The 16,279-nt window shown below is 59.8% G+C and carries 12 protein-coding genes and 2 pseudogenes; 6 read left to right on the plus strand and 8 right to left on the minus strand.

Annotation, left to right across the window (positions count from 1 at the left end; genetic code table 11):
* Positions 1-7 precede the first annotated feature (7 nt).
* The 4 genes and pseudogenes from P6U23_RS12445 to P6U23_RS12460 all read right to left on the minus strand — a co-directional run bounded on the left by P6U23_RS12445 (position 8) and on the right by P6U23_RS12460 (position 4,994).
* Positions 8-1,444, minus strand: coding sequence for an HlyD family type I secretion periplasmic adaptor subunit (locus tag P6U23_RS12445; RefSeq protein ID WP_407180054.1), 1,437 nt, complete (start codon positions 1,442-1,444; stop codon positions 8-10).
* Positions 1,431-3,674 carry a type I secretion system permease/ATPase gene (locus tag P6U23_RS12450; RefSeq protein WP_407181433.1) on the minus strand — a complete coding sequence of 748 codons (2,244 nt, stop codon included), beginning with the start codon at positions 3,672-3,674 and terminating at the stop codon, positions 1,431-1,433. Before P6U23_RS12450 ends, P6U23_RS12445 begins: the two co-directional genes overlap by 14 nt.
* A gap of 147 nt (positions 3,675-3,821) precedes the next feature.
* Positions 3,822-4,169, minus strand: a pseudogene (locus tag P6U23_RS12455) (cysteine peptidase family C39 domain-containing protein); the annotation flags it as partial.
* Between the two features lie 78 nt (positions 4,170-4,247).
* A complete protein-coding gene (locus P6U23_RS12460) occupies positions 4,248-4,994 on the minus strand; it encodes a hypothetical protein (RefSeq protein WP_407181796.1) in 747 nt (248 codons plus the stop codon).
* On the opposite strand from P6U23_RS12460, the gene P6U23_RS12465 reads away from it, so the two are divergent.
* A complete protein-coding gene (locus tag P6U23_RS12465; RefSeq protein ID WP_407181797.1) occupies positions 4,957-5,619 on the plus strand; it encodes a hypothetical protein in 663 nt (220 codons plus the stop codon). The genes P6U23_RS12460 and P6U23_RS12465 overlap by 38 nt on opposite strands.
* A 68-nt stretch (positions 5,620-5,687) precedes the next feature.
* On the opposite strand, the pseudogene P6U23_RS12470 reads toward P6U23_RS12465, so the two are convergent.
* The 4 genes and pseudogenes from P6U23_RS12470 to P6U23_RS12485 form a co-directional block, all read right to left on the minus strand.
* Positions 5,688-6,245 (minus strand): annotated as a pseudogene (locus P6U23_RS12470) (heparin lyase I family protein); the annotation flags it as partial.
* An 891-nt stretch (positions 6,246-7,136) separates the two neighbouring features.
* The gene (locus P6U23_RS12475) at positions 7,137-7,994 is read right to left on the minus strand and encodes a heparin lyase I family protein (RefSeq protein WP_407180055.1); all 858 of its coding nucleotides are present in this window, start codon (positions 7,992-7,994) and stop codon (positions 7,137-7,139) included.
* 53 nt (positions 7,995-8,047) lie between these two features.
* The gene (locus tag P6U23_RS12480) at positions 8,048-9,181 is read right to left on the minus strand and encodes a glycosyltransferase family 4 protein (protein WP_407180056.1); all 1,134 of its coding nucleotides are present in this window, start codon (positions 9,179-9,181) and stop codon (positions 8,048-8,050) included.
* Between the two features lie 4 nt (positions 9,182-9,185).
* Positions 9,186-10,658 (minus strand): oligosaccharide flippase family protein, encoded by a 1,473-nt coding sequence (locus tag P6U23_RS12485; protein ID WP_407180057.1) that lies wholly within the window; start codon positions 10,656-10,658, stop codon positions 9,186-9,188.
* An 818-nt stretch (positions 10,659-11,476) separates the two neighbouring features.
* Between P6U23_RS12485 and P6U23_RS12490 the strand changes: the two genes are divergently transcribed.
* The 5 genes from P6U23_RS12490 to P6U23_RS12510 all read left to right on the plus strand — a co-directional run bounded on the left by P6U23_RS12490 (position 11,477) and on the right by P6U23_RS12510 (position 16,228).
* Complete coding sequence (locus tag P6U23_RS12490; protein ID WP_407180058.1) at positions 11,477-12,517, plus strand: polysaccharide deacetylase family protein; 1,041 nt, start codon at positions 11,477-11,479, stop codon at positions 12,515-12,517.
* A 101-nt stretch (positions 12,518-12,618) separates the two neighbouring features.
* Entirely contained in the window at positions 12,619-13,728 is a 1,110-nt protein-coding gene (locus P6U23_RS12495) for a glycosyltransferase (protein ID WP_407180059.1), read from the plus strand.
* A gap of 428 nt (positions 13,729-14,156) precedes the next feature.
* A complete protein-coding gene (locus tag P6U23_RS12500; protein WP_407180060.1) occupies positions 14,157-14,609 on the plus strand; it encodes a UDP-N-acetylglucosamine--LPS N-acetylglucosamine transferase in 453 nt (150 codons plus the stop codon).
* The gene (locus P6U23_RS12505) at positions 14,555-15,088 is read left to right on the plus strand and encodes a glycosyltransferase (RefSeq protein WP_407180061.1); all 534 of its coding nucleotides are present in this window, start codon (positions 14,555-14,557) and stop codon (positions 15,086-15,088) included. The genes P6U23_RS12500 and P6U23_RS12505 overlap by 55 nt, the downstream gene beginning before the upstream one ends.
* Before the next feature lie 30 nt (positions 15,089-15,118).
* Positions 15,119-16,228, plus strand: coding sequence for a Gfo/Idh/MocA family protein (locus P6U23_RS12510; RefSeq protein ID WP_407180062.1), 1,110 nt, complete (start codon positions 15,119-15,121; stop codon positions 16,226-16,228).
* Positions 16,229-16,279: the final 51 nt, after the last annotated feature.

A 16,279-nucleotide genomic window follows, 5' to 3' on the forward strand; every position in this document is an offset into this window, starting at 1 on the left:
GAGCTTCCTACCGCTCACGCAGGACGTCATGCTCGTACCTGGCGAGCGGCGAGAGCAGATAACCGATAATCCTGCGGGATCCGGTCTTTACCTCCACCGTGACTGCCATGCCCGGGCCGAGATCGACGACGTGTTCCCCGGCCTTCAACTGCCGCTGATCGAGCGATATCCGGGCGGCATAGACGAGGTCGTCCTGCCCCTGTTGCTGCCGGCCTTCCGACGTGTTCTCGGCACGAGCTCTGGGCTCGGCGACGTCGCGACCGTCACGGGCGATGGTGTCGGGCGAGACGCTCAACACCTTGCCATGGAGCACTCCGTAGCGTGTGAAATTGAAGGTGTGGACCTTGATCTCGGCGTCCTGTCCCGCATGAACGAATCCGACGTCTTCGTTCGACAGCGTGGCTTCGATCTCGAGGTGGCTCTCCTGTGGCACGACCACGGCGAGCACCTGGGCCGGCGTAACGACGCCCCCTACGGTATGCACGGCAAGCTGCTGGACGATGCCGTCGACAGGGGCGACGAGATCCTGGAGCTTGGTCCGGCGCTCGGCCTTGATCGCGTCCTGGGCGATACCGGCGGCCTTCTGTTCGGCTTTCGCCAGCTCGTCGTACAGCGTGCGCCGGAACTCTGCCGCGGTCCTGTCGCGGGTCTCTTTGAACGCGGCAAGCGCCGCCTCGGCCTCTTTCAGCTTGCTTCGCTGAATGAGGAGGTCCTGCTGCTGGCTCACCAAGTCCTGGTATTCGGTCAAGTAATTCAATTTCGATCCAAGCTGCTTGTCGAACAGGTATTTGCGTGTGTCAACGCGTTCCTGGAGCGGCGGGATGGTAGCCTCGAGCTTGGCGATGCTCGCCTCCACTGTCGAACGCTCGGCCTGTTTCTGCGACCACTGACGGTCGAGTTCGGCGAGCTTGGCGCGCTGTTCGGAGGTTTGGCTGATCAGGAATTGCCGGTGCATCTCGATCTGGGCCGGCGTCGCGCCCTCTGGCGGATGGAAATTCGCGAGCGGATCGCTTCCGTCCGAGAGCGCCGCGTGCAGTCTCGCGACGTCAAGCTGGGCGGCGACGAGATCGGCTTTGACGTGGTCCTGCTCGGCCGCAGTCATGGTCGGGTCTAGCTGGATCAGGCTTTCGCCGGCGTGGACCTGTTGTCCGTCGTGGACATTGATGGCGCGCACGACGCCGGTCTCCAGTGGCTGGATCAGCTTGGTCCTGCCGCTGGGTATGATCTTGCCGGTGGCCGTGGCGACGATATCGACTTTGCCGAAGGTAGCCCATGCGAGCGCCACGCAGAAGATGGCGATTATGGTCGCGCCGATGGCGCGGCCGATGGGCGAGGGCGGGGTCTCGGCAATCTCAAGCGCTGCCGGCAGAAAGGCGAGCTCGTAGTCGTTGCGGCGAATCGGGCGCCTGGGAAAGTGAACGACGGAGTTGTTAGCGGACGCCATGGATGCCTGCCTGCAGGAAGTGGAGCTTCGCGTACCGTCCGTTCGAGTGGAGCAGCTGCTCATGGGTGCCGTCCTCGACGACCCGACCCGCCTCGAGGGTGATGATGCGGTCGGCAGTCCGAACCGTCGACAGCCGGTGCGCAATAATGAAGACGGTCCGGCCTGCTGCGATCTGCTTCATGTTCTGTTGAATCGCCCGCTCGCTCTCGTAATCGAGCGCGCTCGTCGCTTCGTCGAAGATGAGGATCCGCGGGTCGGCGACGAGGGCGCGGGCCACCGCGATGCGCTGCCGCTGGCCGCCGGAGAGGCTCGATCCGCGCTCGCCGACAACGGTGTCGTAGCCTTCGGGCAGGGCGAGAATGAAATCGTGCGCGCCGGCGAGGATCGCAGCGGCGAAGACGCGCTCCATCGGCATCATCGGATCGGCAAGTGCGATGTTCTCGCGGATCGTCCGATTGAAGAGCACGTTTTCCTGCAGCACTACGCCGATCTGCCGACGCAGCCAGGCGGGATCGACCACCGTCAGGTCGATGCCGTCGACGAGCACGCGTCCGCGCTCCGGAACGTAGAGCCGCTGGACCAGTTTGGTGAGCGTGCTCTTGCCGGATCCTGACGAGCCGACGATGCCGACCACCTGACCGGGCTCGACCTCGAAGCTGAGGTCGTGCAAGGTCTCGGGTCCGTCGGCGCGATAGCGGAACGTGACGTGGTCGAACGTGATCCGGCCGCGGATGGGCGGGAGCGCCGCGCGGCTCGGGCTTTGGGTTGGCTCGGGCATGGTGTTGAGGACATCGCCCAGTCGTTCCACCGAAAGTCGGGCTTGGTGAAAGTCCTGCCAGATCTGCGCTAGCCGTAGTACCGGCGTGCTCACGCGTGCGGAGAGCATGTTGAACGCGACGAGCTCGCCGACGCTCAGGCTACCGCCGATGACGAGCTTGGCGCCGAGATAGAGCGTCGCCGCGGCGACCAGCTTGTTGATGAGCTGAACGGCCTCGCTCGCCACGTTGTTGAGGCTCACGACACGGAAGCTCGAGGCGACATAGCCGGCGAGCTGCTCCTCCCATCGCCGCTGCATCTGCGGCTCAACCGCCATTGCCTTCAACGTCTCGATCCCGGTGACGCTCTCGACCAGGAACGCCTGGTTCTCCGCGCCGCGTCGGAATTTCTCGTCGAGCCGTCGGCGGAACAGCGGCGTCAATCCGGCCGAGATGCCGATGTAGAGCGGGAATGCCGCAACAGCGACGAGCGTCAGCAAGGGCGAATAGTACGTCATCACCGCGAGGAACACGAAGGTGAACAGCAGGTCGAGGACGAGTGTGAGGGCTGAGCCAGTGATGAACTGGCGGATGTTCTCGAGCTCCCGCACGCGGGCGACCGAGTCGCCGACCCGGCGCGCCTGGAAATAAGCGATCGGCAGCGAGATCAAATGACGGAACAGGCGGGCGCCAAGTTCTACGTCGATGCGGTTGGTCGTGTGCGCGAAGAGGTAGGTGCGCAGGGCTCCGAGAACGGCCTCGAACATGCCAATCGCGACGAGGCCGAAGATCAGGACGTCGAGCGTGCTCAGGCTGCGATGCACCAGCACCTTGTCAATGACCACCTGGAAGAACAGCGGCGAAATCAGCGCGAAGAGCTGGAGGAAGAGGGATGCGGTCAGCACTTCGGTGAGCATCCGCCGGTACTTGCCAATGGCGCCCATGAACCAGCTGATGTCGAAGCGGCGCGCAAGGTCCGTCAGGCCGGCGCGGCGCGCCATCAGGATCAGGCCGCCGCTCCAGATGGCCTCGAACTCTTCCCGCGTCATCGTCTCGGGCCGCTGCTCCGTCGGGCGCTGCACCAGCACCTTGTCGGGAGCGGCTCTGCCGAGGATTAGGAAGCGGCCGTCGCGGAGCATGGCGATGCCCGGTAGAGGCGTAGTCGCCAGCCGCTCCCAGCGCGTCGTGAGCGCGCGCGCCTTTAGATCCATTTCCTTGGCGCAGCGGAGCATCTCGGGGACGCCGATCCTTGCGGAGCCGGTGCGATGGCGGATCTGTTCCGGTTCTGCACCTATTCCATGACAGCGCAGCAGTATCACGAGCGCCAGCAGCGCCGATTCGGTTTCGTCCGGGTCTGGAGCGGTCGCCTGGTCGTTCGGCTCGAACTCATGATGCGCGGCATCCGCTGAGGTGGGCCGCAACCATTGCCACAGCCGCTCGGTGGAGGTTCGAACGTGTCCGATGGCGGCGATCATCGAGCTGGCGACCCCAACGCCAAGGCGCGGCAGGTAGCCGACAAGGTTGCGCAGGCGGGGGCGCCCAAGCAGTAAGTCCTTCCAGCTCTTTCGCGCCGTCACCGCGACGACGCGGCCGTCCCAAAGGCGCTCCAATTCCGTCTGCGACATGTATTTCGGCCGTCGTGACATCAGATCAGCCACCACGACGCGGTCTTGGACCATCTGCCCGAGAAGCAGGAATCCACCGGTCCGAAGCACGGCGACAGCGGGCAGGGACAGGCGCGACAGGCCCGCCCAGTTACTGTTGTGCGTCCACAACTTCAGCCCCAGCGCACGGCCGCAATTCAGCATCTGAGTGACGTCGAAGACGTCTCCCTTGCAGTGCAGTCGGACTTCCTCCGGCGCGATGCTGCGCCCGTGGAGGCGCGACAGAACCGTCAGGGCCGTGACGCCCTGCTCGAATGCTTCATCGTGGTGCGCGGCCTGCGGCCGCTTGGTGCTTCTCGTCGTCATGTCCCGAAACTCCGGCAACGCGGCACCGCGACCGCGCCCGTAGGCGCGGCCCGATGCCACGTGGCCTTGGTTGGCTGGTTAGTGCAGAGGCCTGGTCAGGAGGTTGGCCTGCTGCTGGGACGGTGCGGACAATGCCGTCGCCGCCTGCGCGAAATGCGCCTCGCCACCGAAATCGCCCGCCATCATCTGATTAAAGAGGGCGTAGGCTTTCGCGCCGGCGCTCGCGACAGCATCCGTCGTTGTACCGAGATTGGGCACGGCGCCCGACTTCGATGCTCCGGCCTCACTGAGCGTGGTCGCCACACGGGCGAAGTCGGGATGATTGTTGAACCACTGAGCGACGTCAATCTGCGATTGGCCCAAAGAGTTGCCGCTCCCCGACGTCGTTGTTGACGTGCCCGAGGCCGTCGCGGCGGCCGGAGGATCATTCACGGTAATGGTCTGGGACGCGCTCGACATTGGCGTGCCGGTGGTATCCTGCGCCGTGACCGTCAGCGTTGCGGTCGGATGACCGTGACCGTGGTAGGACGAGCTCAGCGAAAGACCGCTGTTGACCTCGGCCGCGGTCAGCGTGATCGAACGTCCGCTGAAGGTCTTTTGGTCCAGATTATCGGTGATGGTTTCGTATTTCGGCAATCCGGAGATGTTGACCGACACGTTATCGCTCGTATGCGGCACGCTCACGCCGATGCCGAGCGATACCTTGCCGCCGGGGCTGACCGAGACTGAATGGTCGTCGACGGTGAGCACGGGAGCAGTTGGGGTGGTTGGGTTTCCAGATCCGCTGGTGGCGCCCGATGAAGTGCTGCCGGTCGGATCGGTCACGGTGGCGCCATCGGACGATGTCCCGGTGGTGCTGTCCGAGGGTGTGGTGCCGCTGGAAGCGGTGGTGCTGCTCGACGACGTGGTGCTGGTCGGATCGGTCACGGCGGTGCCGCCGGACGATGTCCCGGTGGTGCTGCCCGACGACGTGGTGCTGGTCGGATCGGTCACGACGGTGCCGCCGGACGATGTCCCGGTGGTGCTGCCCGATGACGTGGTGCCGCCGGAAATGGCGGTGCTGGTCGACGACGTGGTGTCGGTCGGCGTGGTGACGGTAGTCCCGCCCGATGTCGTGCCGGATGAGGAGGTGCCGCTCGAGGACGTCCCGGCGAGATCGGTGGTGCTGCTCGATGACGTGGTGCTGGTCGGCGTGGTCACGGTAGTCCCGCCCGATGTTGTGCCGGATGAGGAGGCGCCGCTCGAGGAGGTCCCGACGGGATCGGTGGTGCTGCTCGGTGACGTGGTGCCGGTCGGCGTGGTCACGGTAGTCCCGCCCGAGGTGCTGCCGGATGAGGAGATGCTACCCGAGGGTGTTCCGGCCGAGCCGGTGGTGGTCCCCGACGATGCTGTAGTCGTGCTGCTTGTAGGTGCGGGCGCGGCGCCAGTCGTTATATGGAGGTCCTTGTAGTCCACGGCCATCGTTTGCGAGGATGCCGATCGATAGATTCCTTCCTTCCAATAAGTTGCGGCGCCGGTCCCGAGCGAACCGTGATAGTCGACGATCTGAACGCCATCGCGCCAGACCTCGAGAAATCCGTTGCCATTGGCGTCGAACTTTGCCTGGACTTGCATGGAATAGTACTGGCCGCGCTGAATGGGGTTCGGGTCGATATAAAGGTAGTTCGGATCGCCGGTCCCGATGTCGATCGCCATGTGGTCGCCATTCACCAACTCAACGGCGAACGGAGGAGAGTCGGGAACATTGTACTCATGCATTTGACCGAGGACAGTCCACTTCCCGGGACCATTTGAAGTATCCGTGGCTCCGGGCTCGACCATGAAGTCATAGGAGAGGTTTATCTGCGTGCCCGGCGCAAATGTGGTTGAGCCGGAAATCTCATCGCGCTGAGAGTCAGACGCATCGGTGAATTCAGGCGAACTCCAATGATCACCTGCCTGCAACTGAAACCGAAGTGTATCGGAATCAGGTTCGGTCAGACTGTAGCTTTGGTTCGCGTTCTCGACCCAATAGTCGCTGTTGTCCACCGTGATGGTGGAGTTGTTGGCCGGTGAGAAGGACGTGATATTCGCCATCTTGCTGGAAGCTCCGTGTATGCTCTGAATCCTCGTTTGCCCGTGTCATTGCTGACAAACGATACTTTCGATGATTCCATTGGTCCGGTTCGGTCCGGATGATGGAATCGAGCGGGCCTTGCGCGAAGTCCCTGAATGCCTTGGGAGTGAGTGCAAAGATCCCGACGCCGCATTGGCGCGACGCGCTAACGTCTCGGCTACGTTTGAGGCGTCAGTTTGAGACGTTTAGGGCGGGACTGAGACGATCTTGGTGCGGGAGGTATGCTCTAACCTGCGCCATACGAATGTATAGTGCAATCGCAAGTCAGGCTCGCGACGTCTTTCGTCGTCGCCGATGGCGCCACACGCCTCGGCTACTTCTTCGCGCATCCTACACATTCGGCAAGGCAGACGCTCGCCTTTTCGCAATCCGTGAGGAATTCCGTTTTCAGATTGGAACGGGTTGAACCGCGATCGCGAGGGCCTTGATGAATCTGCGTAAAGCGAGAGGCTGCGCTAGCTACGGAAGCGTCGGCAGTTGCACCGAAGGATAGCCAAGCTAGACTTTGCGGAGTTACGGATCAACATGACGGCTCTCCTGGCGGTGGCGCGCTTGTCGAATTGCAGACGTGAGCGCGCGATCGACAGACACGCGGCAGCGCCGAGTGCGTCTTTCAGGGTAGTGACATCTGGCAGGCCCTCCGGAATTGAGCGTTCGTCTCGCTTGTTCGCAACCTGAAGTTAAAGATCAGCGCATTCGTTCCGGGGCCGCCGGCACAGACAGGGTGCTGCCATCACGTGCCGTCAATATCGTCGTACCCGCCACTGTTGCCGCCTCGCTCATGCGGAGCCTCAGCACGATGATCGTGCCCCTGCCGTCCGCGCTATTCACCACTGAGGCACTGATACCGGTCACCCTGCAACTGCAGTGATCTTCAAGCGTCGGAAATTCACTGAAATGGTTTCTTGGGCTGACGAGCGATAAATACCTTGCTTCCAATAGGTTCCAACACCTGTTCCAATTGAGCCGTGATAATCGACGATGTGCGCGCCGTCTCGCCAAACCTGGAGAAACCCATCGCCGTTGTTAGCGAACTTGACCTGGATGTTCATCGAATAGTAGTGACCGCGCTGAATAGGGTTCGGGTCGATGTAAACGTACACCAGCTTGCGGGTCCCGATGTTGATCGCCATGTGGTCGCCGTTCACCAACTCTATGGCCAATGGAGGAGACTGCGGGACCTTATATTCATGCATTTGACCGAGAACCAACCAGCGTCCGGGGCCGCTTGCAGAGTTTGTTTGTCCTGGTTCGACCATGAAGTCGTAGGCGATGTTTATCTGAGTGCCCGACGGATACACCGTCTGTCCGGCTATTTCATCGCGTTCGGAGCTAGGCGGGTCGATCCAATATGAGGAAGACCAATGGTCTCCGCGGCGCAACTCGAACCGAAGCACGTCGGGATCGGGCGAGCTTAGGCTCCAACCCTCTCCAGCATTTTCCGGAATGTAGACGTTGTCGTCGATGACAATGGCGGAGCCGTCAGCGAGGATCGGCCCTGCGATCTCGGCCGAATGATCGATTCCGCTATTCGCAGCGACTGCAGTTGTCCGCGCCAGTGGACACGGGCTTCCAAATTGGAGCACTGTGAAGCCGCAGAAGACGAGCAATGTGATGCTGGCGGAACTCCCTCGGGCACCGGGGCTGAACGCTCTGCAGCCGGTTGCGACGACTCCTTTGAACCATTGACAGCGTTTGGATTTCCGCATTGCTTAAGATCCTAGGGTAATTGACCGGAGCTCTTCGCTTTGCGTATCGTCCATCATTCGCGCCGGAGCTTCTTCCTTGGACGACAAATGGACCACTGATGGTGCCGTGCTATGGCGCTCTCATACACCGCGGAGGTCTGTCGAGCGATCAAATCCCAACTCAACTCAGTGCTTCCATAGGCACTTGCTCCCGAAGTCAGGCTCTTGCGCAAATCATCACTTCTGATCAGTTGCGACATTGCCTCTGCTAACGCCTCAGCATCTTTCGGGGGGACCAACAAGCCATTGTATCCATCGCAAATCACGTCAGGTAGTCCGCCGACGTTTGTCGAGATGACAGGTCGCCCGAATCCGAAAGCCATTGCGGCAACGCCGCTCTGGGTAGCGTCAGTGTACGGAAGCACGACAGCGCTCGATCGCGCGAACAAATCGGGAATTTCATCCGCATCAATCCGCCGGTCCACCAGCTCAACGTATGGCATTTTACCGATCTGCGCGCGATGGAGTTCGAGATCAGAACCGGTGCCGGCGACAATCAAGCGGGGTTCAAATCCTCTCTGCACCAATAACGTTCCTGCGTTGAGGAAAAATTCGAGGCCCTTATAGGATTCGACACGCCCAAAAAACAGGAACGTTGACGGCTCCGCGAGCGCTGTGGGTGCGGTGCTACCAAGAATCCCGTGCGGTATCGACGCAAGGCGCGGACTGATGTCAGGCTCTCTCTCGCTCCATTCCTTTCGCAACCTGTCTCCGTGAACAATCAGACAGTCCGCATGAGCGCGCAATCGTTCGCGACATGGAAGCGCTGCCGCTGACCTTCGACCGAGAAAACCACTGTGAGGTAAGGGGTCGTGGGCCGTGAGCACCAGCGGAATTGAATAGCGAAGGACGTCATTCGCCCAGGTCGGAATGCATTTATATACCTCCTGAACGTGGATCACATCCGGCCGGAAGCTTCGCAGCGTCCACAACAGCCTCGCCAATTCGAATGGTGCATTCAGTCGCCGCTGACGGGGAAACCAGCGAACTAGTCGGCCTTGAACGATTGCGTCGCGCAAAGAGCTCGAGAGCTCGTATTGAGCATTGCTACGGTCCAGAATAAGCAAGACGTCGTGCTGCGCGTTCAGGGCCATCGCGAGTCGGGCCGAATATTCGGCATAATGGAATGATAAGAGTGCAACTCTCATCTTTCTATCCTGGCCAATCCGCGAAATGGCCGAACAGCTCGGAAACGGCGTCGCGGTCCTCATCTGTAATGAGCAGAACCCAAGCCGTGCCGGCAAAAAGCACGAGGAAAACAGCTGCTTCAAATACCGTGAACGCCAACGTCCGGTTATCAATCGGTCGAAGCAAGAGCCACACGACGCCGGCTGTCGTGAGCGCCAATGCAATCGCAGCGGCTACAGGCATGCCGATAATCCGAATGCGAAACATCCTCAGCACGACGGCGTAGCGGACCAAATTTATCATCGACATTGTCGCGAAGCTCGCCAGCGCAGCGCCTAGTTGTCCAAACAGCGGAACCAGCACCCAGCATAAAGTGACCGAAAGCAGGAAACCGCAGCCCAAAAGGGTTGTCTCGCGGGCGTGCCAGCCCGTCATAGAAAGTGCAAACCCGCTATATCCGAATATGGTCTGCAAAAAGAATCTTGCGCTGACGAGCGCAACCACACGAGCATCGACCGCGAAGGTGGGCCCAAGCACCAGATCGATGCGATTGCCCCAGAACAGAATCGCGGCGAATATCGGGGCCGAAACCAGCGTGATTCGACGGACGTTCTCGGTAAGAAGATGTTCCATTGCGGTGAGCTCGTTATTCCGATAGCGCAGTGCGACACGAGCACCCAGAGTTTGTCCTAGCGCCTCCCCAATCAATCCGATCAATTGCGCGATCATCAGGATGGCCGCATATTGGCCGACATCCTTCGCGCTCCCAAAGTGACCGAGAAAGAGGGAGTCGGCGCTCCGGATCCAAACGACGAAAACCAACGAAGCGCCCAAGTACGGAGAGTATAGAAGAACCGATCGGATATCCGCCCAATCCTGTCGATCATGGGGGTCATCGCCGGCCATATCTTTTCGGGCAAGCATCGCCAGCACCGCCCAGGAAATGATGTATGAGGCGCATGTCGCGACGACGACCGCCCACAACCGATATCCAATGACAAAGAGCAGTCCCATAATGATCAATCGCACGCTGGGCTGCAGCACAAAGTTTGCCAGCATGAAAGGGGCAGGATTCAATATTCCTCGATAAGCGCCGCCCAGCACAGCAATATCCGTTGCAAAAGGGAGCGCTATCAGCGTTACGAGAAGGACGTTCGCGAAGTCTGGATAGCGGTAGATAAACTGCTCGACATAGCTGTTGAAACCGGTGGCCGCCAGCGCAGGAGGGATAATCGCGAGGCTGAAGGTGACAAGTCGGAAGAATCTGAGTTGTCTTAGTCGCGCGGAAAGATGTTCCGGTGCGGATCCCAAATGGCGTTGCATGGCGAGATCGAGGCCGAGGGGGCTAACGATGCTGCAGCTTTCCAGAACGCTGCGAGCAACGTTGAACATGCCGTACTGAGTTGCCCCAATCACTCGCGCGACGATGATGCCCGTGGCGAAGCTCACGACTTTCGCGTAGATCATTGCGGCAGCGTTTAGAGGCGCTCCCTTCATAGCGGCCATCCTCTGTGGCTTCGCTCGGTTCCATAGTCGGAAGATCCCTTCAGTTCTCGAGCTAGCTCAGGAACGACGCTGCACAACGGGGAAGCGCCGCGAGATCGCCGCGGCGAGCAGTAAGGACGAGTCCCTACATGGCGTACCCGGAAAGAATTGATGACACGACATGGCCTCGTCAGGATGACGGGGACAGCCGGCGTCTTCCGTGACCGAGCTTCGGGCATCGGTAAGAGTTGACTTCTCCGGTGCGTCCTAGATCTCTGATGCGTCATTAGATGTCTGCACGATAAGTCCGCAGATGTCCGCACGATGAGTCCGCGCGTTTGCACATCGCTCAGATCGACGATAAAGCGAAATCCGGATTGCACCGAGTTCTCAGATCATCGCCGATCGACATCAAAGAAAACATATCCCCGGTCATCAGAATAGCGAGCTAAAGATAGATTGGCGCGCCGTCCAATCGCAAGAGACGCACCGGAGCCGATATGGGTAATCCCAAAGGGTCCGCACATCGGGCGGTTTTTGGATTACTTCTCTCCACCTGGGAGGCTAGAGGCGCAGGAGGGCGTGTCCGCTCGAGCACGGGGATGGTGTCGACGGCCGGACACGTGAAACGTCGCCCGCGAGCGGGCTTGCGTAGGGCACGACCGCAGACCGGATCAGGCGAGGCCGATCGCACAATACGGCTCGTCGTCTCGCTTATATCCGATCGCAAGCGACTGTGGTGCTATCTGGTCGACCGCGGCAGACGTCCGGAGATTAACGGATCCCGCGCACGCTGGCGCATTAGCTGGTGCCGGTCTGATGAGAGCCAAATGAAGCAACTCGTGAGCAATGGAATTTTGTACGGCATTCATTGGACGGGACTCATGCCGGTATTCCGCCGACTATTCGCCGGCCGAGCGGTCATCGTAATGTTCCATGAAATACAGCGGGATTTCCAGCGTGAACTGATGACGGGCACATCCGTTGATCTCCTCCAGCATTGCCTAGTCTGGCTCCAGCGGCAAGGATGGAAAATCGTCAGCCTTGACGAGTGTCTGCGAGCGTTGTCCCGAAACGAACCGAAGGCGCCCAGGTACGCGGTAATCACGTTTGATGATGGGTATCGAGACCTCCGTTCTGTGGCGCTTCCGCTGCTGGAGCAGAACAAGACGCCATTTGTGCTCTACGTACCAACTGGTGCGCCAACTCGAGCCTTGAATTCATGGTGGCTCGGACTGCGGGAAATCTTTCGCCGAGCGGACCACGTCACGATAGATCCGATGGGCACAAAGTTTGAGTGTTCGGATTTCCACAGCAAGAAAGCAGGACTAAAGGCGGTGACGCAGTGGGTTCACCAGGATTATCGCCGTGCTGCATTGCTCAAACCTACTTTCGATAGATACGCAGTCTCACTCTCGGCCTTGAATGCTGCGTATTTTCTGGACGAGCGAGAACTGCAAGCGCTCTCTCGTCATCCTCTAGCGTCAATAGGAGGTCACACCACGTCGCACGCGGCATTGGCAATGCTCGACCCGTCCGCCGCACGAGCCGAACTGGTAGACAATCGAAGGTACCTCGAGACCCTCCTCGAATTACCTGTTCGGCACCTGGCCTACCCTTATGGTACTGCCGGCGCATGCGGGCCGCGCGAGGAGCGCCTTGCCGAGCAAGCCGGCTTCTCAACTGGGGTGACGACACGGAAAGGCCACCTGGGCGACGGGAGTCTCAATCCGTTCGGGTTGCCTCGCATCGGCGTCGGATGCCACCTCGAGTCTCAAAGATCGTTTGAGGCGAACGCGAGCGGTGTCCAGGTGGCCGCACATGCCCTCATGAAGGCTGTCTCACCGCTGCAGTGTGCCACCGGCCATTAGCCGAGAAGACCTGAGGGTGGTGTGGCGCGCCAATACCATCGAGGCGCTTGCACTGCTCATCATCATCTCGCGCGCGACAGAACAAGGAGGAGTGTAGGACGATGCGCATCATGTTCGTGCTGAACCTTACGTTGCCAGGGGGGGCCGAACGACACACTTTTCAACTGGCGAATGCTCTGGCCTCGCAAGGTAACCTCTGCACAGTCGTGAGCCTCACCAATGCGCAGGGAGATGCGCTCGGATCGAGTACGGTGCCCGTCGTGACTTGCGAAGGCAACCACCTCTACAGCATAGAGACGATGAGAAAGCTGTCGTGGCTAATACACGCGCAGCGGCCTGATATAATCGTTGGGGTGAACCAGCGGCCGTTGCTGTTCGGAATCATCTCGCGGAAATTGGCGTCATCCAGTGCAAAACTCGTATCGATATTCCATACATCCTATTTTTTGGGCCTGAAAGATCGCGTTCTGAATATACTCTATAGACCCCTTTTCGCTCGGGCGGACGCCCTGATTTATGTCTCGCAGAATCAACGCAGAATTTGGGAGGAGCGCGGCTATCGCTCCGATCATGCGACGGTTATTCATAACGGCGTGGACCACTGGCAATTCTCGCCTCGTTCGGCGGATCGATGGAGAGAGCAGACCCGAACGGCTATGGGATTTGGGCCGCTCGATTACGTGATTGGGATGTGCGCGAGGTTTTTTCCAGAGAAGAATCATCGTCAGCTGGTTGACGCCATACGTATCCTGCGCCTCCGCGGATTTCCAGCGAAGGGGCTGCTCGTGGGTGGCGGTCCCACGCAGCGCGATGTTGAGGAATATGCGAGGTCAGGCGGACTGCGAGAGCACGTTGTCTTCGCCGGGATGCAGGAAGATGTGCGACCAAGTATCAGCGCTGTCGACGTCGGTGTCCTCTGCAGTCTGGGGGAGACACTGCCTCTAGCGCCTTTGGAGATGATGGCGATCGGCATCCCAGTCGTGATCAGCGATGTCGGGGGGGCGACCGAGATCGTACGTCACGGGGAGACAGGATTCTTGTTTCCGGTCGGAGATACTGAGGCGCTGGTGTGCTTTCTTGAGAAGCTGTTCGATCCCGCGAAGCGGAAGGCGTTTGGAGTTGCAGCGTCTGAGTTTGTTGCAGCGAACTTCGCGGCGGAACGCATGGTCGAGGGCTACAACGATCTTTTTCAAGCTCTTGTGGGCGAGTAATAACACGCTCATCAATTGGATAGGCTTCGGAGGGGAAGTCGGTCTATCGCTTCGATTGTGTGGACGACGGTATCCTCTCGTCATCCGCATTACCCGCAGATCCGTAGGCTTGATGTCCCGAGCCTGGTTCATGCCTGGTGTTGACGATGGCGTATCCAGTAAGCCGGAAACATGGGTCGATCGAATTGGGTAATCCTGATTGGCAGGCCACGTCGGGAGTTTTGCTATTATTGTAAGTGGGACCTTCAACTTGCGCCTCTCGGTCTCTTCTCTCGGTCTCTTGGAGACGGCATCGGCGGAGGCGGAGGCAAATTGAGCGTGAGCGTTCTGCTGACGGCGTACAAGGCCGTACCAGGCACGGCGAGGGCGGCTTTGTGGGTAAGTCGGCAGCGATCGAGCGGCTTTATGTCGAGGCCGGGAGTGCCATCGTGTCCAAGAAGATCCTCGTCGTGGCATCTGGAGGGGGGCACTGGATCCAAATGCGCCGGCTGCAGCCCGCATTCGATGGACTGGATGTTGCGTTTGTAAGCGTTCATTCGGCGTATGCCGAGGAGGTCTCCGGTTATCGCTTCTATGCGGTCCGTGATGTGACGCGCAGGGACCGGATTGGATTGGCGGTATTGGTTACTCAGCTGACGTTCATCCTGATGCGTGAGCGTCCGCGTGTGGTCGTGACGACAGGATCTGCTCCTGGGATGATAGCCCTAGCGCTTGCGAAATGCCTGTTGCGTTCGAGAACGTTGTGGATCGACAGCATTGCCAATTGTGAACAGATGTCGTTGTCAGGGCAGCGGGCGGGACGCTTCTGCGATGTGTGGCTTACCCAGTGGCCACATCTGCGGCGAACCAGCGGTCCCGATTATTGGGGAGCGGTCATATGATTTTTGTGACTGTTGGTTCGATGATGGCGTTCGATCGCCTGATCCTCTCCATGGACAAATGGGCGCTGAGGCATAGCGATAGTGATGTGCTGGCTCAGATTGGCGGCGGTACTTGCCAGCCAAGCCACATGCGCTGGAGGCGGATGCTTTCGCCGAGCGAATTTCAAGAAGCCGTCCGCAATGCGGCGATTATGGTCGCCCATGCCGGAATGGGCAGCTACTTCGTCGCCGCTCAAATGAACAAGCCTATCGTGATGCTGCCGCGGCTCGCAGCGAAAGGCGAGCTCACGACGGACCACCAGCTCCACACCCTTAAGTGGCTTCGCGAGAGGCCGGGTGTCTATCCTGCCCTGTCGGAGGACGAGCTGGACTCCGCGATCGCCAGGGCCATGACAGGCGGAAGTGTTGCCAATGCCGAGTTCACGAGTTTTGCGCCAGAGGCGTTTCTCACGCGGCTGCGAGAGTTTCTGGTCAATTGAACAGCCGCACTCCCTGTCAGGGAGACCTTTATGGTCAATCTCGGTTTGATCGGACTTGGCAAGATGGGGCTCTCCCATCTTGCCATCCTCAACACGCACCCTTCGGCCAAGCTGATCGGAGTGTGCGACAGCGCGAGCTATTTGTGCAATATCCTACACAAATATTCAGGCATTAAAGTCTTTTCCAGCTATCGGGAAATGCTCGATGACAAGTCCCTCGATGGTGTTATCGTCGCGACGCCATCACGATCACATGGCGAAATCGTCCGTGAGGCCCTCCTCAGAGGCCTTCACGTGTTCTGCGAAAAGCCATTCTGTCTCAATGTAGCCGAGGGAAGTTCGCTGGCGGAGTTGGCTGACCGCAAAGGTGTGGTAAACCAAGTGGGATATCACCACCGGTTCGTCGAGGCGTTCAAGGAGGCGAAGCGTCTACTCGATGCGCAGGCGCTTGGCCGTCTTCATCACGTCAGGGTTGAAGCTTACGGCCCGGTGGTATTGCGGCCCAAGGGAGCAACGTGGCGGTCAAAGGGCAGCGAAGGCGGGGGCTGCCTCTATGACTACGCGTGCCACGCTATCGATCTCGTGAATTACCTCGTCGGCCGTCCCGACGCCGTAAGCGGGACCGTGCTCAACAGGGTCTTTTCCCGGGACGTAGACGACGAGGTCTACGCGACCCTGCATTTTGCCGACGGCATGACGGGCATGATTGCCGCTAATTGGAGCGACGACAGTTTGCGCAGAATGTCAACCCAAGTCACGCTCTGGGGAACGAATGGCCGTATGGTCGTCGACCGCCAGGAACTGAAGACATACATTCGAGCTGCGGCGGGAAGCGCCGGTGTGGCAAAAGAGGGTTGGGAGGTTCGTTACACGACCGACTTTCATAGTGATGTTTGGTACTACCTTCGAGGGGAGGAATATTCTGCGCAGCTCGACTACTTCCTCCGATGTATCGTGGAAGGCCGGCGGGATAACATCTCGTCTTTTGCGTCAGCGGTGCAAACCGATTGTGTCGTATCTGCGATGTTGCAGGATGCGCGAGACACCTGGCGGCCCGTGGATTCGGCGCCCAGGGGCCCAGCTCAGAGCCGGACGCAGTCTGGTGGCTTGTTGTCCCAGGTCACCGCGGCGCTGAAGTAGAATCCTCCCATCAAGGAGGGGCAAGCGGACCAATGGATCGAATACTATTCG

Source organism: Bradyrhizobium sp. STM 3562, assembly GCF_045571435.1.
In the GTDB taxonomy this organism is placed as follows: Bacteria; Pseudomonadota; Alphaproteobacteria; order Rhizobiales; family Xanthobacteraceae; genus Bradyrhizobium.